Annotated in this window: 24 protein-coding genes and 1 tRNA gene; 6 read left to right on the forward strand and 19 right to left on the reverse strand. The window is 64.8% G+C overall.

What is annotated here, in order from left to right:
- Positions 1-21: 21 nt before the first annotated feature.
- From PSET11_RS13645 to PSET11_RS13705, 13 genes are all read right to left on the reverse strand, one after another.
- Complete coding sequence (locus tag PSET11_RS13645; RefSeq protein ID WP_124092864.1) at positions 22-369, reverse strand: hypothetical protein; 348 nt, start codon at positions 367-369, stop codon at positions 22-24.
- 10 nt (positions 370-379) lie between these two features.
- Positions 380-2,383 (reverse strand): helix-turn-helix transcriptional regulator, encoded by a 2,004-nt coding sequence (locus tag PSET11_RS13650; protein ID WP_124092865.1) that lies wholly within the window; start codon positions 2,381-2,383, stop codon positions 380-382.
- 102 nt (positions 2,384-2,485) lie between these two features.
- Positions 2,486-2,881, reverse strand: a complete 396-nt coding sequence (locus tag PSET11_RS13655) for an FKBP-type peptidyl-prolyl cis-trans isomerase (RefSeq protein WP_124092866.1) — start codon at positions 2,879-2,881, stop codon at positions 2,486-2,488.
- A gap of 70 nt (positions 2,882-2,951) precedes the next feature.
- A complete protein-coding gene (locus PSET11_RS13660) occupies positions 2,952-3,878 on the reverse strand; it encodes an FKBP-type peptidyl-prolyl cis-trans isomerase (protein WP_124092867.1) in 927 nt (308 codons plus the stop codon).
- Between the two features lie 106 nt (positions 3,879-3,984).
- On the reverse strand, positions 3,985-5,349 hold the full coding sequence (pafA, locus tag PSET11_RS13665; RefSeq protein WP_124092868.1) for a Pup--protein ligase: 1,365 nt from the start codon (positions 5,347-5,349) through the stop codon (positions 3,985-3,987).
- 7 nt (positions 5,350-5,356) lie between these two features.
- Positions 5,357-6,100 (reverse strand): proteasome subunit alpha, encoded by a 744-nt coding sequence (prcA, locus tag PSET11_RS13670; protein WP_124092869.1) that lies wholly within the window; start codon positions 6,098-6,100, stop codon positions 5,357-5,359.
- A 1-nt stretch (position 6,101) separates the two neighbouring features.
- Complete coding sequence (prcB, locus tag PSET11_RS13675; protein WP_124092870.1) at positions 6,102-6,923, reverse strand: proteasome subunit beta; 822 nt, start codon at positions 6,921-6,923, stop codon at positions 6,102-6,104.
- Positions 6,924-6,999: 76 nt separating this feature from the next.
- Positions 7,000-7,203, reverse strand: coding sequence for a ubiquitin-like protein Pup (locus PSET11_RS13680; protein ID WP_124092871.1), 204 nt, complete (start codon positions 7,201-7,203; stop codon positions 7,000-7,002).
- A 74-nt stretch (positions 7,204-7,277) separates the two neighbouring features.
- A complete protein-coding gene (dop, locus tag PSET11_RS13685) occupies positions 7,278-8,897 on the reverse strand; it encodes a depupylase/deamidase Dop (RefSeq protein WP_203415987.1) in 1,620 nt (539 codons plus the stop codon).
- A 50-nt stretch (positions 8,898-8,947) separates the two neighbouring features.
- On the reverse strand, positions 8,948-10,699 hold the full coding sequence (gene arc / locus PSET11_RS13690) for a proteasome ATPase (RefSeq protein ID WP_124092873.1): 1,752 nt from the start codon (positions 10,697-10,699) through the stop codon (positions 8,948-8,950).
- 81 nt (positions 10,700-10,780) lie between these two features.
- Complete coding sequence (locus PSET11_RS13695; protein WP_124092874.1) at positions 10,781-11,845, reverse strand: tRNA (adenine-N1)-methyltransferase; 1,065 nt, start codon at positions 11,843-11,845, stop codon at positions 10,781-10,783.
- Positions 11,846-11,997: 152 nt separating this feature from the next.
- Positions 11,998-13,146 (reverse strand): site-2 protease family protein, encoded by a 1,149-nt coding sequence (locus tag PSET11_RS13700; protein WP_124092875.1) that lies wholly within the window; start codon positions 13,144-13,146, stop codon positions 11,998-12,000.
- A complete protein-coding gene (locus PSET11_RS13705) occupies positions 13,133-13,831 on the reverse strand; it encodes an HAD family hydrolase (RefSeq protein WP_124092876.1) in 699 nt (232 codons plus the stop codon). The genes PSET11_RS13700 and PSET11_RS13705 overlap by 14 nt, the downstream gene beginning before the upstream one ends.
- Before the next feature lie 110 nt (positions 13,832-13,941).
- Here PSET11_RS13705 and PSET11_RS13710 point away from each other — a divergent pair, with 110 nt between their 5' ends.
- A complete protein-coding gene (locus PSET11_RS13710) occupies positions 13,942-14,850 on the forward strand; it encodes a PAC2 family protein (protein WP_124092877.1) in 909 nt (302 codons plus the stop codon).
- Positions 14,851-14,897: 47 nt separating this feature from the next.
- Here PSET11_RS13710 and mshC read toward each other — a convergent pair whose 3' ends face one another.
- A complete protein-coding gene (mshC, locus tag PSET11_RS13715; RefSeq protein WP_124092878.1) occupies positions 14,898-16,175 on the reverse strand; it encodes a cysteine--1-D-myo-inosityl 2-amino-2-deoxy-alpha-D-glucopyranoside ligase in 1,278 nt (425 codons plus the stop codon).
- A 15-nt stretch (positions 16,176-16,190) separates the two neighbouring features.
- Positions 16,191-17,024, reverse strand: coding sequence for an undecaprenyl-diphosphate phosphatase (locus PSET11_RS13720; protein ID WP_124092879.1), 834 nt, complete (start codon positions 17,022-17,024; stop codon positions 16,191-16,193).
- 51 nt (positions 17,025-17,075) lie between these two features.
- On the opposite strand from PSET11_RS13720, the gene PSET11_RS13725 reads away from it, so the two are divergent.
- Positions 17,076-18,014: an aldo/keto reductase gene (locus PSET11_RS13725; RefSeq protein ID WP_124092880.1), complete on the forward strand. Its 939-nt coding sequence runs from the start codon at positions 17,076-17,078 to the stop codon at positions 18,012-18,014.
- 11 nt (positions 18,015-18,025) lie between these two features.
- Here the strand turns inward: PSET11_RS13725 and PSET11_RS13730 are convergent, their stop codons facing one another.
- On the reverse strand, positions 18,026-18,283 hold the full coding sequence (locus tag PSET11_RS13730; protein WP_124092881.1) for a hypothetical protein: 258 nt from the start codon (positions 18,281-18,283) through the stop codon (positions 18,026-18,028).
- Positions 18,284-18,322: 39 nt separating this feature from the next.
- Here PSET11_RS13730 and PSET11_RS13735 point away from each other — a divergent pair, with 39 nt between their 5' ends.
- Positions 18,323-18,556, forward strand: coding sequence for a DUF5703 family protein (locus PSET11_RS13735; RefSeq protein ID WP_124092882.1), 234 nt, complete (start codon positions 18,323-18,325; stop codon positions 18,554-18,556).
- A 4-nt stretch (positions 18,557-18,560) separates the two neighbouring features.
- Here the strand turns inward: PSET11_RS13735 and PSET11_RS13740 are convergent, their stop codons facing one another.
- Together PSET11_RS13740 and PSET11_RS13745 are read right to left on the reverse strand one after the other, a co-directional pair.
- Complete coding sequence (locus tag PSET11_RS13740) at positions 18,561-19,724, reverse strand: acyl-CoA dehydrogenase family protein (RefSeq protein ID WP_124092883.1); 1,164 nt, start codon at positions 19,722-19,724, stop codon at positions 18,561-18,563.
- 8 nt (positions 19,725-19,732) lie between these two features.
- Entirely contained in the window at positions 19,733-21,037 is a 1,305-nt protein-coding gene (locus tag PSET11_RS13745) for a M20/M25/M40 family metallo-hydrolase (protein WP_124092884.1), read from the reverse strand.
- A 167-nt stretch (positions 21,038-21,204) separates the two neighbouring features.
- Between PSET11_RS13745 and PSET11_RS13750 the strand changes: the two genes are divergently transcribed.
- Positions 21,205-21,287: transfer RNA gene (locus tag PSET11_RS13750), tRNA-Leu, on the forward strand.
- Between the two features lie 74 nt (positions 21,288-21,361).
- On the opposite strand, the gene PSET11_RS13755 is transcribed toward PSET11_RS13750, so the two are convergent.
- Positions 21,362-22,207: a polysaccharide deacetylase family protein gene (locus PSET11_RS13755; protein ID WP_238989160.1), complete on the reverse strand. Its 846-nt coding sequence runs from the start codon at positions 22,205-22,207 to the stop codon at positions 21,362-21,364.
- Between the two features lie 354 nt (positions 22,208-22,561).
- On the opposite strand from PSET11_RS13755, the gene PSET11_RS13760 reads away from it, so the two are divergent.
- A complete protein-coding gene (locus tag PSET11_RS13760) occupies positions 22,562-22,864 on the forward strand; it encodes a DUF4193 domain-containing protein (RefSeq protein ID WP_124092885.1) in 303 nt (100 codons plus the stop codon).
- A 177-nt stretch (positions 22,865-23,041) separates the two neighbouring features.
- Positions 23,042-23,779, forward strand: coding sequence for a M50 family metallopeptidase (locus PSET11_RS13765; protein WP_124092886.1), 738 nt, complete (start codon positions 23,042-23,044; stop codon positions 23,777-23,779).
- The last annotated feature ends 4 nt before the right edge of the window (positions 23,780-23,783 follow it).

The following is a 23,783-nucleotide window of genomic DNA, read 5'->3' on the forward strand; positions in this document are numbered from 1 at the left end:
TCCTCTAAGTACATCCTACTTCTATGTGAAGTCGAGATCTCCGAGCGCCTGCGGTTGGCCCCGGTCTGTCCTGCGTTGCACGCGGCGTTGGCGCCGTACCTCGCGCCGTTCCGCCTTGGCGGCCCCGTAATCATGCCGCATCGCCTCGGGTGAGGCAAAAACGGCTGATCCGGGAGCAGCCCGTGTTGGGTTGGGCGTTTCAGCTGGCATGTCCAGGGGCTGGATCGATCCGAATTTCTCGGCCGCCGCCCCTAATTCCTTGGTGGTTGCCATGAAATTGCGGAACAACCGGATGCCCAGTAAGAGGTAAAAAAGCAGGGACAGCGCCACAAGCGCCACCCACAAAAGTATCCACGACCACCAAGGCATGCTGTCGAGTCTAACTGCCGTAGTGGGCCAACGACGCCGCCAGCCAGTCCCGGGCCGCGTCGGCCAGATCGGTGGGGGCCAAAATCCGCGCCTGCCCGCCATGCTGGGCCACAAACATGGGCAGCCAGTCGGTATTGCCGAACTGGATGTCCGCGATGAGGCCGCCGTCGGGTAGTTCAGCGGTGCGGCTGGCATCGTATTCGTCGGCAAGGCCGCGGCCCTGGCCGGTGAGTTGGATGGTGACTGCAGTGTCGCCGTCGTTCGCGGTGAAAAGGCTTGCTGAGCCGCTGCTGGCGGCAACGGCGTCGGACATGATCTGCGCGCCGTTCGGCGCCATGGCCTCTACGCGGTCCAGACGGAAGTTGCGGAGCGCGTGCGCGCGGTGGCAGTAGGCCTCCAGGTACCAGGTGTCATCCAGGGAGAACAGCCGGAGCGGATCCACGTCACGTTCCGAAACGGTGTCGCGTTGCGGGGAGAGATACCGCAGGTGGAGTTGGGAGCGCGTCCGGAGCGCTTCCCTGACCGTCAAGTGCACGGCAGCGTCGGCAGGCGCCATGGGCGGGCCGGCAAAGGACCCCGACTGCAGCCCCGCTTCCCCCGCGGCGGCCATCAGCTTGAGGGTCACCGATTCCAAGGCGCCACCGGGGGCCAGCTCCGGGAGGCCAATCAGCGTCTCCAGCCCGGTCAGCAGGGCGCAGGCCTCCGTCACGGTAAAACGGACCGGCTTGGTGAGGTCGAGGTCCTGGGTGATGAAGACGTGGTCGTCCTCCCACTGGATGTCCAGGAGGTCGTCGGGATAGCCACCGGGCAGCCCCGAACAGATCAAGATCCGCAGGTCAGCCTCGAGTTCCCGCCGGGAAATACCAAAGTGATCGGCAACTTCCTGGATGTGGAGCCCCTGGTTATGGACGAGGAACGGCACCAGCTGCAGCATGCGTTTGAGCTGGTCCTCAGCCGTACCTGGCCGGTCGGTCCGGTGCCGGGCACCGGCGAGCGAATAGGACGGCACCGGAGCCGCGCTGAACGCCGCCGCTGCCCGGAGCCGACGGTGGACGGCTGCTACAAGCTCCGGCGGCGCCGTGGCGATGGCGTCAGGACCATAGGACGCGATCTCCTCGGCCAACACCTCGACATCGCGGTAAGGAATCTGCAGGCTGTCAAAGCTTGTCTCGGAGTTCTCCGGCTGATGCTGCGTCTGGGGTGCGCTGGAGTCCTGGCCTTGCAACGCGCGCCGCCGTAGGGCCAGCAGCTTGCCGGTCCGGACGCTGATGGTTGCCGTCCGCTGCGGCAGTTCGGGCAGCCGATCCAGTTCCTTGCGGATGTTGAAGCCGGCGGGCGGTGTGCTGGTCTCCTTGGCCACGGTGGAGACGGCGGTACTCACTCTTGATAGCCGGAAGTGGCGGGCCGCCTGCCGGGTGCGGTCAAAGCCAATGAGGTACCACTGGCCGAATCTGCTCCCCAAGCCCCAGGGTTCCACGGTCCGGAGTTCGTCTCGACCGGTGCTGGCCGCACGGTAACCGAAGGTCACGGGGTGGCGCTCCTGCATGGCGGCCAGGAGGTCGTCGAAGATCTGACCGGCAGGCCTGATGCGCGGCTGGATCCCCGCTGGCAGTTCGATGTCCGCCATCTGCCCAGCTGCCTGAAGCTTCCGCATGGCACTTCGCGCGGCAGTTCCCAGGGCCGAACGCTCCCATAACTGGGCCGCCAAGAGGAGCACTGTCCACTCCTCTGGGCCAAGGTGGACGTCCGGCAGCCGGTTGGACTCCTTGCCGATCCGGTAACGGGTGCTTGTTGGATCGTCTTCGCTCCAGCCAAGATCCGTGAGCGTTTCTACGTCGAAGCCGAACTGCCGGAGGTCGTTCTTGTCCCGTTCAAACATTCTTCCAAAGGCCACGTCGTTGCCGCTGACGTCACGGTAGACGGTCTCGCGCAACTCACTGCGGCGCAGGCCGTAGCGCGTGTTGAGGAGGGCGATCAGCAGGTTCAAGAGACGTTCGGTGCGGGATGCAGACACCCAAGCTACGTTACTCAATCGGAGGCCGGAACGCGCAAAGCGCGGCAGCGCAGAGCCAGTTGGCCCCGCTGCTGCCGCGCTCGGCGGACTGTCGTCACGCTGCTAGCGGACGCCCATCAGGTCTACCACGAAGATCAGAGCCTCGTTGGGCTTGATCGCTCCACCGGCGCCACGGGATCCGTAAGCCAGTTCGGAAGGGATTTCGAGCCGACGGCGGCCGCCCACCTTCATGCCCAGCAGGCCCTGGTCCCAGCCCTGGATGACCTGGCCCACGCCGACCCGGAAGTCGAGCGGTGCGCCGCGGCCCCAGGAAGCGTCGAACTCTTCGCCGGTGGACCAGGCTACGCCGACGTAGTGGGTGGAGACGGTGTCGCCGGCCTTGGCCTCCTGGCCATCGCCTTCAACGATGTCGGTGATGACGAGTTCCGTGGGGACCTCGCCCTCAGGGAAATCAATCTCGGGCTTCTGGCGATCAAAATCTCGCTGTCCAAAGGACATGGGTGCTCCTTCTCGGGGATGTAAGGGTTGCTGTGCCACGGAAAAACCCGCGGCCCGGTATCAAGTGTGGTTACTTGGCGCCCAGGATGTCCACTACGAACACTAGGTCGCCCTTGGCTTTACCCTGGCCGGCGTCACCGTAAGCGAGGTCCTTCGGGATCACCAGGAGGACTCGCGAGCCAACGGTCTTGCCGGTCAGGCCCTGGGTCCAGCCCTTGATGACGTTGCTGAGGGCAAACGGAATCGGCTTGCCGGAGTCGAAGCTGGAATCAAACTTCTCGCCGCCCACCAGATTGACGCCCACGTAGTTGGCCGTCACCGTGTCGGTTCCCTTGACCACGGCACCGGTGCCCTTGATCAGGTCCTGGGAGATGAGTTCGGTCGGTGCTGCGACGCCGTCAACGGAGATCTGCGGAACGCCGTCGCTGTTTTCCGTCACGGTGGGCAGTCCGGCGGGCGGCGTGACGGTTTCGCCTTCAGGCTTGCTGAGGACGGGAGTTGCGTCAGTGGCCGAGACAACCTTCACCACGAGGATCTGGGTGGGCTGTGCTGCGGCGCTGGCAGTGGCTGCCTGGCCGGGAACGGCGATGGCGATGTTGGAGCCTACCTTCGAACCGACGATCGCGTTGTAGACCACGGCGCCACCCGTTTTCAGGCTGTCGTCAAGTTCCAGAGCTTCGGGTTCACCGGCGAAGGTGTCTTCGAGGGTGCTGCCGTCCTGGCCGTTGAGGGCAAGGATGGACAGGTGGGCTATCTGGTTGGCCTTGACGGTGTCACCGGTGCCTTCGGTGATCTGCTTCGCGGTAGGCTCGCTGACTTCGAGGGGCTTGTCGAACTCGACGCCGGGAGCCTTCCCGTCGCCGTTCTCGGTCAGTTTGAGGGAGTCGAACTTGGCAGTCTCACCAGCGGATTGGCTGGTGGGTTCCGGGTCGCCGGCACCACCGCAGGCGGTCAGGAGCAGCAGGCCGGGAAGGAGGATTGCTAGTAATCGGCGCACGTAAAAACTTTCGTCGGGGCAAGATGGGTGCGGCGCCCAACGAGGTGGCCATCTAAGGCAGCAGTTCGAAAGGGGCCTACCCAAGGATAGCCGCCGAAGCTGAGTGTCAGCCCATAGAGTCCAGCAGTGCGTCCACCCGCTCGTCGACGTTCCGGAAGGGGTCCTTGCACAGGATGGTCTGGTGCGCCCTGTCGTTGAGCTTCAAGTGCACCCAGTCCACGGTGTAGTCCCGGCCGAGTTCCTGGGCCCGGCGGACAAAGTCGCCCCGAAGCTTGGCCCGGGTCGTGGCAGGCGGAGCATCCACCGCATCCTTGATCACCGTGTCGTCCACGATCCGCCGCACGGCGCCCCGGGACTGCAGCAGGTAGTACAGGCCGCGGGTCCGGGAAATGTCATGGTACGTCAGGTCAAGTTGGGCGATGCGGGGAGCGTCCAGGCTCAAGCCATGCCGCTCACGGTAACTGTCCATCAGTTTCTTCTTGATGGCCCAGTCAATCTCGGTGTCAATGCTCTTGGTGTTGCCCGACTCGATCGCTGCCAGTGTCCGTTCCCACAGATCGAGGATGAGCGGGACATGGGGATTGTGGGCCCCATTTTCCTTGACGAATGCGGTGACCTTGGCCAGGTACTCCTGCTGGATCTCCAAAGCCGTCAACTGCCGGCCGTTGGCAAGCCGGACCAGGGCGCGGCCGGTGAGGTCATGGGAGATTTCGCGGATACTGCGGATGGGGTTTTCCATCCGCATGTCCCGCATGATGACTCCTGCTTCCACCATGCGCAGCACCAGGTCCACCGTGCCCACCTTCATCAGCGCGGTGGCCTCAGACATGTTGGAGTCGCCCACAATGACGTGCAGGCGACGGTAGAACTCCGCGTCGGCGTGCGGTTCGTCCCGGGTGTTGATGATGGGCCGGGAGCGTGTGGTGGCGGAGGACACGCCTTCCCAGATGTGATCGGCGCGCTGCGAAAATGCGTAGGTGGCGCCGTGCGGGGTCTTGAGGATCTTGCCGGCGCCGGCGATCAGTTGCCTGGTCACCAGGAACGGAATCAGGATCTCCGCGAGCCGCGAGAACTCACCTCGGCGTGGGATCAGGTAGTTTTCGTGACTGCCGTAGGAGTTGCCTGCCGAGTCGGTATTGTTCTTGAACAGATAGACGGTGCCATTGAACCCCTCAGCCGCGAGGCGTGTTTGCGCTTCGTCCACGAGATCATCCAGAATCAGTTCACCGGCCCGGTCATGCGCAATGAGTTGCGCCAGGTCGTCGCATTCAGCCGTGGCGTACTCCGGGTGGGATCCCACGTCGAGGTACAGGCGGGAGCCGTTGGTGAGGAAGACATTGGAGGATCTCCCCCACGAGACCACCTTGCGAAAGAGGTAGCGGGCCACTTCTTCGGGGGCCAGCGGCCGCGAATCAGGGCTGGAATAGGAGATGCCGAATTCGGTCTCGATGCCGAAAATTCTCTTGTCCATCTGTCTCCTAGCTCAGCAGGGCCGTGATGTCACGGTTGTCGAGGCGGCGGAAAGCCCGCCGTAATCCACGGGTGGTGTTCGGATCGCGATCCAGGACGGCGACCTCCAGGGCAGGCGCCTGCAACGGCGGGCCCTGCACTGCGGTGGTAGTTCCGGCCTCAGCCGTAGGCGTGGCCGGGTCTGCGGGCGGCGCGAGTGCCCCGGCGGCCAGCCGGACGGCGTCGGCAAAGCTGATCGAGGTGCGCCACCCCGTTTCGACGCCGGTTGAAACCCGTTCCGCTTGGCCGCCCATCACCACAAAGCGGTGCTCATCGGCGATCGAGCCGTCAAACGTCAGCCGGTAGAGGTGGTCCTCCGCCTGGCTGGCACCCACTTCTGCCACGGCCAATTCCACTTCGAAGGGCTTTGATTCGGTGGTGAACACGGCCCCCAGGCTCTGGGCGTAGACGCTGGCGAGTCCCCGCGCGGTGACGTCGGCGCGGTCGTAGGAGTACCCCCGAACATCGGCGTACCGCACACCAGCCTGGCGCAGGCTTTCGAATTCGTTGTACTTCCCCACCGCGGCGAAGGCGATGCGGTCATAGATTTCGCCGATCTTGTGCAGCGAGGGCGATGGGTTTTCGGCAACCAGTGCAATGCCCTCCGCGCAACTGATCACCACCACTGATCGGCCCCGGGCGATGCCCTTCCGCGCGAAATCTGCGCGGTCTTTCATGACCTGTTCTGGGGATACGTAGAACTGCTGCGTCATGTCAGGCCTCCCGTCCGGCAATGGTGCGGGCCCCGATGATGGCCCGGGCGATGACCGCCAATTCGTCGTCCGGGACCCGACGGGTACCGCCCTCGTCCACGGTGTACACCACCGGCCAAAGTTGCCGGACGGTGTCGGGGCCGCCGGTGGCTGAATCGTCGTCGGCCGCGTCGTAGAGGGCCTCGACCGCGACGCCGAGCGCCTCGCCGGCGGTGAGATTGGGCCGCCACAGCTTTTTAAGTGCACCGCGCGCGAAGACGGAGCCCGAGCCCACCGTATGGTGTTCGCGTTCCTCATAGCGCCCGCCGGTGACGTCATAGGAAAACAACCGGCCGGTCCGGGCGCCGGTGTCGAAACCGGCAAACAGTGGCACCACGGCCAACCCCTGCATGGCCAATGGCAGGTTGCCGCGGATCATGGCGCCCAACCGATTGGCTTTGCCTTCCAAGCTGAGCAGGGTGCCCTCGATTTTCTCGTAGTGTTCCAGTTCAACCTGGAACAGCCGGGTCAAGTCAATGGCGATCCCGGCTGTGCCGGCGATGCCCAGGACGGAATAGCGGTCTGCGGGATAGACCTTTTCAATGTGCCGGCTGGCGATGACGTTGCCCATGGTGGCGCGGCGGTCCCCTGCCATGAGGACGCCGCCAGCGTAGGCCATGGCCACGATGGTGGTGGCATGGGGGGCCTGGAGTGGGACCCCCGCGGCGGGCAAGCCCGCAAAATGCTGACTAAAGGGCAACAGCTCAGGACGGTCTCGTTGCAGGTGCTCGGTGAATGAGGAGGTAGCGTTGGCGGCTACCTGGTTGGCGGTTGATTCCTGCACTCGCACTCCTTGAACGGGGTCCAGTGACGCTTGGACAAAGTAGACCGACCGGGGCTGGGCCACCCTGGTGCCAGGGTTACTGGCCACCCTTTTGCACAAACGCACGGACGAATTCCTCGGCGTTGGACTCAAGGACGCCATCGATTTCGTCCAGCAGATCGTCAACTCCCTGCGTCGATTCGGACGCCTGGGCGGCCGCGGGAGCAGGCGGCGCCTCGGGGATGTCCTCGTCAACCTGATTGTCCCGTGACTGTGGCTGCTGTTGCTCCTGACCTGCCATGATGGCCCCTTCTCCTGATAATGATGCGGATCCAATACGTTCATCCTGCCACGCAAAAGACCCTGTGACAGTGTTTACGCCGCAGGCGGAGCGGCGGGGTGTCCCAGCAGTTCAGCGAGGAATGGGCCCGCCTCCTGATGGCGTTCGAACAACTCGCCGGCCAAGGCTTGGGTACCCCGGAGCGGCTCCCTGGTGGCGACCCGCTGCAGGCGCCCATATCCGGGGACGTCGAAAATTACCGAGTCCCAGCTGGCTCCCACCAGGTCCTTGCCGAAGGAGCTGACGCAGCGGCCGCGGAAGAAGGCCCGGGTGTCCACCGGCGGATTCACCACAGCCGCAGCCATGGCATCGTCGGTGCTGACCCGCTGCATGCGGCCCCTGGCCAGCAGCCGGTGATACAGGCCTTTTTCGGGTCTGATATCTGACCACTGCAGGTCCACCAGGCCCAGCCGGGCGTCATCCCAGGACAGCCCGTCGCGTTGCCGATAGCCATCGAGGAGGGAGCGCTTGGCCAGCCATTCCACGGAGGACGCCGCGGCGTCCCGGTCGGAGCCGAGCTGGGTAAGGACTGTAGCCCAGCGATCCAGCACCAGGTGCGTGTGCCCGTCCCCGCTAACGGGGTCGGCAACGCCGGTATCCTGTGCCAACTTGGCCGCGGCCGCGTAATACATCCACTGCAGGTCCAGGGCGCTGACCCTGCGCCCGTCGATGAGCCGGAGCAGTGCGGAAAGTTCCGTGTCATGGCTGACCGCCTGGAGCGCAGCCACGGGCTCATAGACCTCAACCTTGGGCGCCAGCCCGGCTTCGATCAGGCTCAAAACCATGGCGGTGGTGCCAAACTTCAGGTAGTTGGCGACCTCCGAAAGGTTGGCATCGCCAATGATGACGTGCAACCGGCGGTACTTGTCCGCGGTGGCGTGTGGCTCGTCGCGGGTGTTGATGATGGGCCGGCGGATGGTGGTCTCGAGTCCCACCTCTGCCTCGAAGAAGTCAGCCCGCTGACTGATCTGATAGCCGGGAACGGAATTGTCCTGGCCGCGCCCCACCCGACCGGCGCCGCACATGATCTGGCGAGTGACGAAGAACGGTGTCAGGCCGCGGACAATGTCATTGAAGAGGACTGACCGTGGCATCAGGTAGTTCTCGTGCGAGCCATAGGAGACGGACTTGTTGTCCGTATTGTTCTTGTACAAGTTGACGCTGGGGAGCTCCGGATCGGCAGCAAGGCGCCGGACCGTGGCCAGCGCCACCAGGTCTCCCGCCGCATCCCAGGTGACCGCGTCCAGCGGGTTGGTGACCTCGGGACTGGAGTACTCGGGGTGCGCATGGTCCACATACAGCCGGGCGCCGTTTCCCAGCACCATATTCATCAGCAACGAGCCGGAGTCGTCCTGGCCATCCAGCTCAAAATCCTCCCGACCGTAGGCCAGTGCCACAGCCTCGGCATCAAGGACAGGCGGCTGGTCCGTGAGTTGGCTGGGGTGGGCAGCTCCCCTGTCCACCGTCCAGCCCCGGGCATCGTGCAGCGGTTCCTCGTCGGTGTAGTCCCAGCGGGCCTCAGCTCCCCCAGCGGCGCGTTGGCGCGTCACCTGGGCGTAGGCCTGCACCACCCGTGCGCTCATCATGGTGGCATTTGCCGATGGCGCGGAGGGCGCGTGGATGCCGTACTCGGTCTCCGAACCCATGACCCGCATGGCCCCGCCAACAGGGAGTGCATCCCCGTTGGCGGGCGACTGCGCAGCCGTCACAGATACTGTCCGGTGCTGGGCATGGTTTCGATGGACTTGCCGGGCTCCTGGCCCGCCTTGCCTTGGACGATCGTGCGGATGTAGGTGATCCGTTCGCCCTTCTTGCCTGAAATCCGGGCCCAATCATCAGGGTTGGTGGTGTTGGGCATGTCCTCGTGCTCGCGGAACTCGTCCACAACAGCCCGCAGCAGGTGTTCAATACGCAGGCCGCGGTGGCCCAGGGTGAGCAGGTCCTTGATGGCGTACTTCTTGGCCCGATCCACCACGTTCTGCACCACGGCGCCGGAGTTGAAGTCCTTGAAGTAGAGCATCTCGGTGTCGCCGTTGGCGTAGGTGACTTCCAGGAACTCGTTGGACTTGTCGGTGGAGTACATGGCCTCCACAGTCCGCTGGATCATGGCGTCTACGGTGGCCGCGATGTCGCCGCTGTACTCGGCCAGGTCCGACTCGTGGAACGGCAGGTCAGTGGTGATGTACTTCTTGAAAATGTCGGCAGCTGCCTCGGCGTCTGGTCGCTGGATCTTGACCTTCACATCGAGCCGGCCGGGCCGCAGGATGGCGGGGTCAATCATGTCCTCGCGGTTGGAGGCACCAATCACAATCACGTTGTCCAACCGCTCCACGCCGTCAATCTCACTCAGCAGCTGCGGCACAATAGTGGTTTCGACGTCGGAAGAGATGCCCGTCCCGCGGGTCCGGAACAGCGAATCCATTTCGTCGAAGAAAACCACCACTGGGCTTCCGTCAGATGCTTTTTCCCTGGCGCGGGCGAAGATCAGCCGAATGTGGCGCTCCGTCTCGCCAACGTACTTATCCAGCAGCTCTGGGCCCTTGATGTTCAGGAAGTAGCTTTTGAGGTCCACGTTGCCGGCGCGTTCTGCGGCGCGCGCGGCCAGCGAGTTGGCCACGGCTTTGGCGATCAGGGTTTTGCCGCAGCCTGGCGGGCCGTACAGCAGGATGCCCTTGGGCGCCTTGAGTCCGTGCTCGCGGTACAGGTCGGGATGCAGGAACGGCAACTCCACGGCGTCCCTGATCTGCTCGATCTGGGGCCCCAGACCACCAATGTCCTGATACGTAATGTCCGGTACTTCCTCGAGGACCAGGTTCTCCACCTCGGAGCGTGGCACTTTCTCCAGCGCATACCCTGTCCGTGAATCGATCGAGAGGGCGTCTCCCACCCGCAGCTTCTGCGCCATCAAGGCACCGGAAAGCCGGACCACGCGCTCTTCATCGGCGCGGCCCACCACCAGGGCCCGGTCGGTCCCCAGCAGTTCCTTGAGGGTGGCCAGTTCGCCGGCGCGCTCGTAGCCGAGGCCGGCTACCACCAGGAGGGCCTCGTTGAGCAGGACCTCCTGGCCCACGGCGAGCTGGTTGAGGTTGACGAGTGGGCTGACCCCGACCCGCATCTTCCGGCCCGCGTTGAAGATGTCCACTGACTCTTCGGTGGCCGCCACCCCGCTGCTGCCAACGCCGGCCTGGCGCTTGGCGTTGAGTTGGAGGATGGTGCCAAAGCTGTAGGGCGGTTGTCCCTCCTGGTCCAGCGCGTTCTTCAGCCGGATAATTTCGGCCTTGGCCGCCTCCAGCATGCCCACCAACTTGGAGTTGTTTTGCGAAGCCGCAATCAACTGCCTGTCAATGTGCCTGAGCTTGTCCCGGAGTATGTTGACCTGGCGGTCTGCAACCGAGAGGTCGTTGGCGGCAGACTCCTCTGCCGGTGTACGTCCGGAGTCCTGGTTCGGTGTCTCCATGATGTATCAGCCCCTTCCTGCGCTTCCTTTAGACACTAGTCCCAAGACACCGGGTAGGGGCGAAGGCTCCCGAAATGTGGACTAGTTCGTGACCTCGGGTGCGTCCTTGACGTTGGTACCGGCGATGGCATCCCGGGCAGCACGGCGCAGTTTCTTGTCCGAGACGGGTCGCTCCCCCACCGCGCCTGGGGTCCAGGCGTTGACGTCCTCGGCATTGAAGTCGGTCTTGGACGGCCGGCGCTTGACCGAGATGCCCGTGACGCCGTCTGCGAGCCGCCGCGTCACCAGGAGAAAGCCGGTGTGGGCCACCATGCGGTGGTCGGGGCGAACGGCCAGGCCTTCGAGGTGCCACCCACGGACCATTGATTCCCAGGCGTCGGGCGCGGTAAAGCGACCGTCTGCGCGGATGGCCTCGGCGGTCCGGGAGAGCTGCGTGACGGTGGCAACGTAGTTGATCCATACGCCACCCGGTGCCAGCACGGTGGCTACGGCGTCCAGGCACTCCCAGGGCGCCAACATGTCCAGGACCACCCGGTCCACGGAGCCTGGCTCCTCGGTGCGGACAACTTCCTCCTGGAAGTCGCCCAGGGAGATCTGCCAGGCGGGGTGTGGTCCGCCGAAGATGGTCTCCACGTTGCCGCGGGCAATGTCCGCGAACTCCTCGCGGCGTTCAAAGGAGTGCAGGTAGCCGTTGTCGCCCACGGCCCGGAGCAGGGAGATGGACAGTGCGCCGGAGCCCACGCCGGCTTCCACCACGCGCGCGCCGGGGAAGATGTCGGCCATGGTGACGATCTGGGCCGCGTCCTTGGGGTAGACCACTGCGGCGCCGCGGGGCATGGACAGCACGAAGTCGGACAGCAGGGGCCGGAGGGTCTGGTACTGCTGGCCCACGTTGTTGGTCACCACCGAACCGTCCGGGGCGCCAATGATCTCGTCGTGGTTCAGGAAGCCCCGATGGGTGTGGAACGCGCCGCCGGCTTCCAGCGTCACGGTGTTCATCCGGCCACGCTCGTCAGTCAGCTGCACACGTTCGCCTTCGCGGAAGGGCCCACGACGGCGGGCGGCGCCGACCGGCTGCGAGGCACCGTTGGCGGCACGCGCCAGAGTTGCTGGTGTGGTTTCGTTGACGGCAGATTCGCTGCTCATGGAAATTCCTCGCTCCTGTAAACCCTGAAGTCTGTTGGCGTCACGGCAGGACGCCAACAGATGGATGCCGACGTCGGGATGGGGCCACGGGGTGGCATCGCGGCGTCGCACCGACCGGCAGGTAACTCTACCGGTTCTGCCGCCCGGGTTCCCTATTGGGCCCGCGGCGCCTTTCCGGTGATGGCGGTGATCACGCTTTCCTGGCTGAGGAGGCCCGTGACTGCGCCGCGATGGTCCACGACTGCGTAGAGGCGGCCCTCAACCTTTGAGAGGAATGTAATGAGTTCTTCACCTTTGGACCACTCGGGAACGTAGGCGCCGGGCGCGAGGGCGAAAGACACCGCACTGACCGGCGTCGTCGCCGCCGCAACGGACGGCACGGACGCCAGGGCGGCAGCATCCACCACAGCTGCCGGCCGGCCATCCGGTCCGAAGACCACCACGGCAACGGAGCCGCCAGCGCTGGCCGCGAGTGCGTCCTGGGCGCTGGCCGACGTCGGCAGTCCGGTGGCCGGCGTCGAGAGTCCGCTGGCGGTCACGCCGGGAAGTCGCTGCCGGAACGTTGCCTGTTGGATGGACGCGCCGGCACCCATCCAGAGGAAGCCACCCACCAGGACGGTGATCAGGAGGAAGCTGAGGTCCGGCGATTCGCCGGCAAGGAACGGCTTGACCAGGAACCAGTAGGCGATGGCGACGACGATGAGGCGGCCAGCCCAGCCAGCGGCAATGGTGCCCTTGGCCTGGCTGCCGGTGGCTTTCCAGACGGCAGATTCCACCATTCGGCCACCATCCAGGGGCAGGCCGGGCAGGACGTTGAACACGCCAATCAGGAAGTTCGCCCACATGAAGATGTTGATGAGGATCTCAGCCACACTGCCCAGGCTGAAGGTGGTCAGGACCAGCCAGGCACCGCCGGCCAGCACAAAGTTTGCGGCCGGTCCGGCCAAGGCCACCAGGACCGAACGCCCGGGCGAGGCGGTGAAACTCTCGAACTGGGTGTGGCCGCCCCACAGGTTCAGGACGATCTTCTCGGTGGGCCAGCCGTAGATGCGGGCGGTCAGGGCGTGCGCAAGTTCATGGACCAAGACAGAGAGCAGTAGCAGCACGGCGTAGGCAAACGCCACGACGTAGGCTGCCGGGCCGAGGGCTGGGTTGCTCCGGTCCAGGACGGGCCCATAAACGATCACCGTGAAGGCGGCGATGATGAACCAGGAAAAGGCGAGGACCACGGGGACGCCGAAAATCCTGCCCAGCGGAATACCTTCGCGGCGCGCGCGGGTGGGTGCCTCAGTCACGGACAGGGACTCCGACCAAGAGCGCGGCCAGGTCCGCAGTGGTGCGCCCGGCCAGTGTCTCCCACCGGGTGTAGCTGGGGTCCAGCGGCAGTGGCACTACATGCGGAATCGCCACGGTGGGAACGCCGGACGCGACGGCGGCGCTCACGCCGGGCAGTGAGTCCTCCAGCGCCACGCAGTGGTGCAGGCCCAGGTCCGGGTCGGCTTCCTGCAAGCGTTCGACGGCGGTCAGGTAGGCCTCAGGGTGTGGCTTGCCGTTGGTCACGGAATCGCCGGTCACCACCACTTCGAAGTACGGCCGCGGCAGGCTGGCTACCACTTCGGCGGCCAACGGACCCTCGGACATGGTCACCAACGCGCAGCGCACGCCCTCTTGGTGGAGTTCCTCGAGGAGTTCCTTGGCGCCGGGACGCCATGGGACCTCGTGCCGGATGCTGGCGATGACCTGGCTGGTGAGTGTGTCGATGATCTCGCGGATTTCCAGCTTGACGCCTGCCTGCTGGAGCAAGCTGGCTGAGAACGTCAATGACTGCCCCACCAGCTGGATGGCTTGGCTGTGGGACCAGGAACCGCCGTGGGCTTCAACCATCGCGTGTTCGGCGGCCATCCAATACGGTTCGGTATCCACAATGGTGCCGTCCATGTCCCAGAGGACGGCTTTGAGCGGGGACGCTGTCGCTGAGGATTGCATACTGCGAAGTCTACGGGGGTTGGCTGGACGGTTACTGAAGGTATGCCCTCGGCGGAGCCGCGGCCAGCCGGGTACCTGCGGGCACCGTTACTTCGACGTAGGGTGAAGAAATGAATAGCTTCGAGGATGACACCACCGAGTCCGGTGCCACCGTTCCTAGCCACGAGCGTTTCCTGCAGCCTGCGACGGATGGCCGGCGCGTCACTGTCATGCTGGCCGCGTTCGAGGGATGGAACGACGCCGGGGAAGCCGCCAGCGATTCGCTGCGATACCTCAACAAGCTCTGGGGCGGCAAGAAGGTCGCCTCGATTGATGCCGATGAGTACTACGACTTTCAGTTCACCCGGCCCAGCGTCCGCCGGAACTCCGCCGGTGAACGAAAAATCAAGTGGCCCTCCACCAGGATCTACAAGGCCAGCGCACCCACTGCGGCGGTAGACGTGATTTTCGTCCAGGGTATTGAGCCGTCCTACAAGTGGCGGGCCTATACAGCTGAACTCCTGCTTCAGGCGGAGACACTGAACGTGGATTACGTGGTGTTGGTGGGTGCCTTGTTGGCCGACGTGCCGCACAGCAGGCCCATCCCCGTGAGCACGTCCTCCGACGATGGCCCCCTCCGGGAACGGATGAACCTTGAGGCGTCCCAGTACGAGGGACCCGTAGGGATCGTGGGAGTGCTGTCCGAGGTTGCCTTGCTGGCCGGTCTGCCCACAGTGTCGTTGTGGGCAGCGGTGCCGCACTATGTGGCGCAGTCCCCCTCGCCGAAGGCGCAGTTGGCCCTCCTGCACCGGATCGAAGAGTTGCTGCAGATCCCGTTGTCAGTCCACGACCTTGCGGAAGAGTCGGATGCTTGGGAGCGCGGCGTGGACGAGTTGGCCACTGAGGACCCTGAAATTGCTGCCTACGTCCGGCAACTGGAGGAAGCCAAAGACACGGCGGACCTGCCGGAGGCCACGGGTGAATCCATCGCCCGCGAATTCGAGCGCTACCTTAAACGGCGTGGCCAGGACCGGCCATAAATAAAAGGGGCCAGTCCGGATGGACTGGCCCCTTTTATTTATGCTGTCTAGAGGACAACTCCCAATAGCGCATCCAGGGCGTCGCGGATCAGTGCCTGGTCGGCTGCGGCGGCCGGACCGGCGTCGGACAGTGCCTCCCGTGCCCACGACGTAACGGCCGCAACTGCGGCGGGAGCGTTGAGGTCGTGCGCCAGCGCCGCCCGCATGGCGGCGATGAGTGGCTCGGCAGAGCCGTCGACGGCGTGCGCCAGGGCACTGCGCCACAGCGCCAGGTCGGCCTTGGCGGCGGCAAAGCCTTCATCGGTCCAGGACCAGTCCGAGCGGTAGTGGTGGGCCAGGATGGCCAGTCGGATAGCGGCAGGGTCCTCCCCCGCTGCCCGCAACTTGGATACCAGCACCAGGTTGCCCTTGGACTTGCTCATTTTTTCGCCGTCGAGCCCCACCATGCCGGCATGGGCGTAGTGCCGGGCCAGCGGGACGCCAGCCAGTGAGTAGGCGTGCCCGGCCCCCATTTCGTGGTGCGGGAAAATCAGGTCGGAGCCACCGCCCTGCACCGTGAACGGAGCGGGCAGGTACGTCTGTGCAATGACCGTGCATTCGATGTGCCAGCCTGGCCTACCGTTGCCCAGGCTCGCGCCTGGCCAGTTCGGTTCGCCGGGGCGGGCCACCCGCCACAGCAATGGGTCCAAGGCCTGGCGCTTGCCGGCCCGGCCAGGATCGCCGCCACGCTCTGCAAACAACGCCAACATGTCCGTTTCGCCCAACCCGGACACGGACCCGAGTGACCACGCATCAGGTGCGTCCGACTGCTTACCGGCCGCTTCGACGTCGTAGTAGATGTCCCCATCCGGTTCGCCGTTGGTGCCCGCCACGGTATACGCCAGCCCCATCGATACCAGCCGCTCCACCTCGGGAACGATCGATTCGATGGCTTCGACGGCACCCACATAGTGATCGGGGGCCAGGACGTTCAAGGCCACCATGTCGGTCTGGAACAGATCGATCTGGCTCGCCGCGAGGTCACGCCAGTCCACCCCGGTGGCGGTCGCGCGCTCCAGCAAGGGATCATCGACGTCCGTGACGTTCTGCACGTAGGAGACCGTCAGGCCGGCGTCGCGCCAGACCCGGTTGAGCAGGTCAAAGGCCACATAGCTGGCTGCGTGACCCATGTGGGTGGCGTCGTAGGGCGTGATGCCGCAAACGTACATTGAGGGTGCCGGGCCCGAATCCAGCGTGACTTCGTGGCCTGCTGCGGTGTCGAACAGCGAGATGGCAGGCATGCTGCCGGGCAGGTTTGGAACGGGGCGGGAAGTCCAGGATTTCACAGCCCAAGCCTAGTGCTAGGCGCTGATGACATTGAAACCGAGCAGCAGGTACAGCGCCAGACCAAGGATGATCCGGTACCAGACAAAGAGCCGGTAGCTGCGCGTGGAGACGAACTTCAGGAACCAGCCAATGATTATGTACCCCACGACGAAGGCGATGACCGTGGCCAGCGCCGTCTCCGGCAGGCCGTAGGGACCGGTGATGCCATCCTTCGACACCACTTTGTACAGCTGGTAAAGGCCGCTGCCAAACACTGCCGGGATGGCCAGCAGGAAGGAGTACCGGGCTGCCGCTTCGCGGGTGTAACCCATCAGGAGGCCGGCGGTAATGGTGCCGCCAGAGCGCGAAACACCCGGAATCAAGGCCATGGCCTGCGCCAGGCCAAAGAAGATGCCGTGCTTGTAGGTCAGTTGGGTGAGGTCCCGCTCCTGCCGGCCGATGGCGTCTGCCACGGCCAGGATCAGGCCAAAGACAATGAGCATGGTGGCAACAATCCACATGCTGCGGAAAACGGACTCAATCTGGTCTTGGAAGAGCAGCCCCAGCGCAATGATGGGCAAGCTGCCCAAGATCACCAGCCAGCCCATCCTGGCGTCGGGGTCCTGCCGGGAGACCTTCCCCCGCAGCGAGCCCCACCACGCCTTGACGATCCGGACAATGTCGCGCCAGAAATAGACCACCACGGCGGTCTCGGTCCCCAACTGGGTGATGGCCGTAAAGGCCGCCCCCGGGTCCTCTGCATTCGGCAGGAATTGGCCCACGATGCGTAAGTGGGCGCTCGACGAGACCGGCAAAAACTCGGTCAAACCTTGGACAAGGCCCAGCAGGGCTACCTCAAACCAGTTCACGCTAAGACCCTACGGCATGGGCGGCAGCACTGACGCCGTAAGCTTGCAGCTATGCAGCAGCGTTACGTCGGCAACAGTGGTTTGCGAGTCTCAGCCCTCTCCTTGGGCACCATGTCCTGGGCAGCCGAAACGGACGAACAGGACGCCGCAGACACGTTGCGCGCCTACCTCGACGCCGGCGGCCGGCTCATCGACACCGCCGCCTCCTACGCTGACGGCCGCGCCGAAGCAATGCTTGGCAGCCTGTTGGGCGACGTCGTGGCCCGCACCGAGGTCAGCATCGCCACCAAGGCAGGAATGACGACGCCGGGTGGCCGGCTCGCGATCGATGCCTCACGCAGCGCAATGCTGAGCGGCCTCGACGCCAGCCTCGCGCGGCTGGGCACCGACTACGTGGATGTGTGGTTCGCGCAGGCGTGGGACGGAAACGTGCCCCTGGAAGAGACCTTGTCTGCCCTGGAATACGCTGTCCGCTCCGGGCGGGCCCGGTACGCCGGCATCTCGAACTTCAGCGGCTGGCAGGCGGCCAAGGCAGCAGCCACCGCGGGCTTCCCCTTGGTGGCGGCCCAAGCCGAATACTCGCTGATGCGCCGCAGCCCGGAAGCGGAACTCGTTCCGGCCATCGAGGACGCGGGCCTTGGCCTCCTGGCCTGGGCTCCGCTGGGCCGGGGCGTCCTCACCGGCAAGTACCGTGGCAGCATTCCTGCCGGCTCCCGGGCCGCCTCCGAGGCTGATGCACCCTACGTGGAGCCCTACCTCAATGATCGGGGCTCCAGCATTGTGGAGGCCGTGACCATGGCAGCAAAAGGACTCGGCCGTTCTGCCCTGGATGTTTCACTGAGCTGGTTGCTGCAGCAACACGGGGTGGCCACCGCGATTGTTGGCCCGCGGACCCCCATCCAGCTCAAGGAGATCCTTGACGCCCAACTGACTCCCCTGCCGGCAGAGATCGCCCAAGCCCTGGACGACGTCTCCAGCCCACAAGCCTAGGGCGCCCTGCGTCAGTCGGTCACGAGCTCCAGGTCTTCGTCTGGATCGCGACCGTCGTCATCATCTTCATCGTCAAAGATCTGCAGCGGAGTGACTTCGTTGTACGCTTCGTAGATGGCGTCTTCATAGACCTCAAAAGCGTCAGCTACAGCGAAAAACGCAGCTTCCACTGCCGGATCGCCGTCGCCCCGGCGGTTCGAGGACGCACTCAAGTGTTCTTCCAACGCTGATGTCAGGGACGAAAGCGCGACGCGCGGATCGATGCTCATGACTCCACGCTAGCCGGAAAAACAGTTAAAAGGAGGGCAATGAAGGAACAATTTCTCACCAGCTCAGTCCAGCGCGAGCGGGACTACCTGCGGCATTACGAGTACCTGGTCCTCACCGTCAGCCCCGAGGATTCGCTGCCCGAAGCCCGCCGCCGCGTGGTGGAACATTCCGAATATGGCAAGTGGGAACTGGAGCGCAGCAAGCTCTACGTGGGCGGTGGCCGCCGATTCTGGCTTCGGCGCCGCGTGATGCAGGTTCAACGCACGGTCTAGCCTGCTAGCTGTCCGCCAACGGTCCCAGCCAGGCGTTGGCCACCGTAGCGTGAGCCGAATCGTCACTGGAGGGGTGGAACATGCCGGCCAGGACATCCCGGTAAAGCCGTTCGAGTTCCGCTCCCCGCGAGTAGCTGGCTCCGCCGCTGACGCGGATCGCAAAGTCCACCATCCGGCGGGCGGTTTCGGTGGCGTTGACCTTCAGTCCCACGAGCCGCGGGAACCATTGCGCGCCATGCTCGGCGCGTGCGTCGACGTCCGCGGCAACGGTAGCCAGGTGCGGGTACAGCGCATCCATGGCCATGGCGGCCTGGGCCACCTTCCGCCGCGCGTCGGGGTCCTGCGCCAGGCTGCGACCACCGTTCCGCGCCGAGGTCCGGCGCTGGACGGCTTGCACCCCGAGCTGGAGCGCCCGTTCGCCCATGCCGGTATAGACGGCGGCAATCAGCGTTTCAAAGCAGGCAAATATGGCGAAGACCAACGGGTCAGGGTTGGGCCCGGTGGGTAGTTTCCGGAAAATCCGGTCTGCAGGGACGTATGCACCCTCAAGCACCGTGCTGCGGGACTGGCTGGCCCGCATTCCCAAAGTGTCCCAGTCGTCCAGGATCCTGTAATTGGGGCTGTCCCTGCGACGGAAGCCGTGCACCAGTTCGCCCTGGCCATCGCGCGCCATCGGGTCCTTGCCGAAGATCCCCAACCTGGTCCACGCCGGTGCCAGGCTGGTGAAGATCTTGGTACCTGTGAACGCATACCCGCCGGCTGAATCCGCAACGGCGGTGGTGGTTGAATCGAACAACACCGAATCATTGCCCGCCTCAGAGAGGCCAAACGCAAAGATCTCGCCCTGTGCCGCCTCGGCCAGGACGAAGTCCAGCGACGTGTCACCACGGTCAGCCAGGACGTGCGCGACGCCGGTCCAGACCAGGTGCATATTCACCGCCAGCGCAGTCGCTGGCCCAGCCGTGGCCAACCTGCGTTGGCACTGCACCGCAGCTGCGAGCCCAAGGCCCAGGCCGCCGTCGTGCGTTGGCACGAAAAGCTTGAGGTAACCGGCTGCGACCAGCTCGTCCAGGTCCTCCTGGCAGAAGGCATTGTCGCGGTCGTAGCCGGCAGCCCGACCCCGGATCCGGTCCAGCAGATCGTCGGGCAGGATGTCCTCAGGCGTCATCGGTGGGCTCAGTAGTTGGTCAGGAGCGTATTCAGCACGCGGGCACCGAACTTGAGCGAGTCGGCCGGCACGCGCTCGTCGACGCCGTGGAACATGCCGGTGAAGTCCAGGTCTTCCGGCAGCATCAGCGGCGCGAAACCGTAGCCGGTGATCCCCAGCCGGCTCAGCGACTTGTTGTCCGTGCCGCCAGACAGCGTGTAGGGCAAGACCTTGGCGCCGGGATCCTCTGAGTGCAGGGCGTCGATCATGGAGTCCACCAGGTTGCCGGCGAACGGCACCTCCAGGGAGACGTCCTGGTGGACATAGCTGACGTCCACGCCGGCGCCCGCGAGGTCCCGAACGATTTCCAGGACCTGGTCCTGCTGGCCCGGCAGGGTGCGGCAGTCCACCAGCGCCTCTGCCGATTCGGGGATCACGTTGTGCTTGTAGCCGCCCTTGAGGAGGGTGGGGTTGGTGGTGTTCTGCAGGGTGGCGCCCACAAAGCGGGCCACCGTGCCCAACTGGTCCAGCAAGAGGTCTGGATTGTCGGCGTCGAACTCCACGCCGGTGAGTTCGGTCACGCCGTCAAGGAATTGCCGCGTGGTGGGGGTCAGTTCGATGGGCCATTTGTATTCGCCGATCCGCGTGACGGCGGCGGCGAGCCGGGTCACGGCGTTGTCGGTGTTGATCTGCGAGCCGTGCCCGGCCCGGCCGTGGGCCACCAACCGGAGCCATGAGATCCCCTTCTCAGCGGTCTGCAGCAGGTAGGTGCGCTGGCCGCCGATGGTGGCCGAGAAGCCGCCCACTTCGGAGATGGCCTCCGTGGCGCCCTCAAAGAGCTCGGGGCGTTTGTCCACGGCGTACCGGGCGCCGTACTCGCCGCCGGCTTCCTCGTCGGCGAAGAACGCGAAGATGATGTCCCGCTTGGGCTTGGTCCCGGTGCGGGCGAAGCTGCGCAGGACGGAGAGGATCATGGCGTCCATGTCCTTCATGTCCACGGCGCCGCGGCCCCAGATCAGACCGTCCTTGAGCTCGGCACCAAAGGGGTCCACGGACCACTGATCACGCAGGGCCGGCACCACGTCGAGGTGGCCGTGGACCACCAGGGCGCTGGCCGAAGGGTCAGACCCTGCCATCCGGGTGATCACGTTGGCCCGGCCCGGCGCGGACTCGAAGATCTCGGCGGGCAGGCCAACCTCCTCGATCAGCCCCGCCACGTATTCCGCAGCCACCCGCTCGCCCGGTCCGGAGCCGTCGCCGTAGTTGGAGGTGTCAATCCGGATGAGTTCCTGGCAGATGCGGACAACTTCGTCCTGGGGCAATACGTCAGACATGGATACTCCTCGCGTGGGCTGGCATTCTGCCGCGGTTGGGCTGCTCACCTCAGCCTACCCAGTTGGCCCGATTGGTTCTTTCGGGAAAGTTCATGTTAGAGTCTTTCTCGCTGCTTCCGAGAGATGCGAAACGCTGAAAGGCGCAAACAGTCCTCGGGAAACACCCTGCGCGGGTGGCGGAATGGCAGACGCGCTAGCTTGAGGTGCTAGTCCTCGAAAGGGGGTGGGGGTTCAAGTCCCCCTCCGCGCACGAACGAAAACCCCGGAAAATCATTGATTTTCCGGGGTTTTCTGCGTCTGCCCGGGGTGATCCCCCGGGGCCGATTACACGACGCCCAGGAACTCCTCCAACAGCACGACCTCCAGGCCGGCCGCCAACTGGGCAGCGCGGAACGCTTCGAGGTCCGCTGCGAACTCGGGACGGAAATGCATCAGCACAATGTCTCCGGGCCGCAGTGCGTTGCCCACCTGGTAATCCATCCGGCCGGCGTTGGCTTTGGCCTCCCAGGTAATGATGGCCCGTAGCCCGGCTGCCGCGACGGCCTGCTGCATGGCACCGGAGTAGGCGCCACCCGGCGGCCGGAACAGAGTTGGCGTCCGCCCATACTGCGTCGTGGCAAAGTCCTGCATCCCGGAAATTTCGGCCAGCTGTTGCTGGTACCCCATGGTGCGGATCATGTTGATGTTGTGATTGACGGTGTGGTTCTCCACCAAGGATCCTTGCGCCGCGAACTGGGTGAAGAATGCCGGGTCGGCGCTGACGGTGGACTGGGTGAGAAAGAGCGACGCCGGATAGTTGTAGGCGCGCATCAGCCTCACCATCTCCGGGGTCCGGGTGAGTCCGTCGTCGATGGTCAGGAACACGATGGGATGTGCCGTGGGAATCCGGGAAATGACCGGGGCCAGGCCATTCACGATCGGCGGCAGGACATAGTCGGGCACGAAGATCCGCTTGGTGGGGGTGGGAGCGGGAACCGCCGTCGGTACCGGCGTCGGCGTTGGTGAAGTGGCAGAAGTAGGCGAGGTGGATAAGGGCTCCGCCTCGACAACCTGTTCTGCGCCACTCCCCACCGTGGCGCCACACCCTGTCAGGGCAGCCGCAGCGGCCGCTCCCAGGTATCCCAACAACGCCCGCCGTCGGACCGATGCCACGTCCAAGACCTGTTCCATGCCGCACTCCCCCTGAAGAACCAACCGACCCATGGGTCCAGCACCCAGGTCGACGACTCTGAGGCTACCGCGATGGTGCGGAAATCTCCGCTCTGCGCGAACTTCTTCCGCATTGGCTACCGGCGGAATGTGTGTGCAGTTACACAGTAACTACCGGGCAGCTGCAGAATGCGGGGCGAATCGTCCTGCTCGCTGGCGTCACAGCAGCGATGACGCACCTTTGAACAGCGTTGGGGTAACTATTTCGGCCCCCACATTTTGGCGCCGCGCCCGCTCATGCTATTGGGGAATACCGGGTTCATGCTGTACGTTTCATACGCGACAGGCGAACCAAAGAAAAGAGAAGCACCTAAAGTGGCAACCGATTACGACGAACTGCGGTCCGACGTCAAGGAATCGCAGGACAACTCACTTGAGCAGCTCCAGTCTGCCAACGCTCCGGATGCGCGCAGCGTTGTCCTTGAGCTGGACGAGGCTGACGGCCTGGACGGCGCCGGCGTTCCCGGCGGCGAATTTGTCGCCGAAGAGCTCGTAGTTCAGGTCATTCCGCAGGCAGATGACGAGTTCACCTGCTACTCCTGCTTCCTGGTCCGGCACCGGTCACAGATTGCGAAGCAAAAGGATGGCCACACCTACTGCACCGAGTGCGAAGGCTAAGACCCCCCATAGCGGCAGCACCCAGGACACCTGGTGTGCTGCTTCTGCCCACAGGGCACGCCTGCGTTCTGGCGTGCCTTTCGGCTTTAAGCTGCCGCTCAGCTCTTGCCGCTAACGTGACAGGTCAACGTACTGCGTGGCTGGTTAAGCTGGCCACCTAAATTAGAGGAAACCCGCGTGAGCCTGGAAACCGGATGGCAGTGGCTGGCCAGCGTCTTCAGCCGGGCTGAGCTGCCCGCCATCACCGTGGTGGAACTACTGCTGGTGGTGGCCGCCGCCGTCGCACTTTCCATCCCGCGGAAGTCATGGCGCTACTTCGGGCTGCTGACCACCGCCACCCACGAACTGGGACACGCCTTCGCTGCGGTCCTGAGCGGCCAGCGACTGTCCGGCATCACGCTGCGGCTGGATCATTCCGGCACCACCACCAGCTATAGCAGGAGCCGCCTGGCAGCAGCCTGGTCCTGCTTCTGGGGCTACCCCGTTCCCGCCGTGGTGGGGGCAGCCTATGTCTGGTGTGGCTTCCACGGCTGGGGGCCTGCCGCCCTGGCCGCCGGCGTCGGGGTCCTTGCGGCGTCGCTCCTCTTTCTTCGCAACGCGGCAGCCTTCGGCATCACCTTGGGCGCGATGGCCCTGAGCGTCGTCCTGCTTATCAGCGTGCCGCACGCCTTTGTGGGCCACCTCAGCGTAGGCCTCGGTCTGGCACTCCTGGTGGGCGCCGTCCGCGATCTAGTGAAACTTTGCCACGTTCACCTCCGACGGCGGCAGCAGCTCGCTACGTCAGACGCCTACCTGCTCTTCCGGGCCACGAAGATCCCGTCGCCGCTGTGGATTGCGGCGTTCGCTGCGGTGACTGGTGGCTCCTGGCTGGTGGCCCTGGCGCCACTTGCGGCAATCGGCGCGGGAGGCGCCTAGGGTG

The organism is Arthrobacter ulcerisalmonis, assembly GCF_900609065.1.
GTDB lineage: Bacteria > Actinomycetota > Actinomycetes > Actinomycetales > Micrococcaceae > Arthrobacter > Arthrobacter ulcerisalmonis.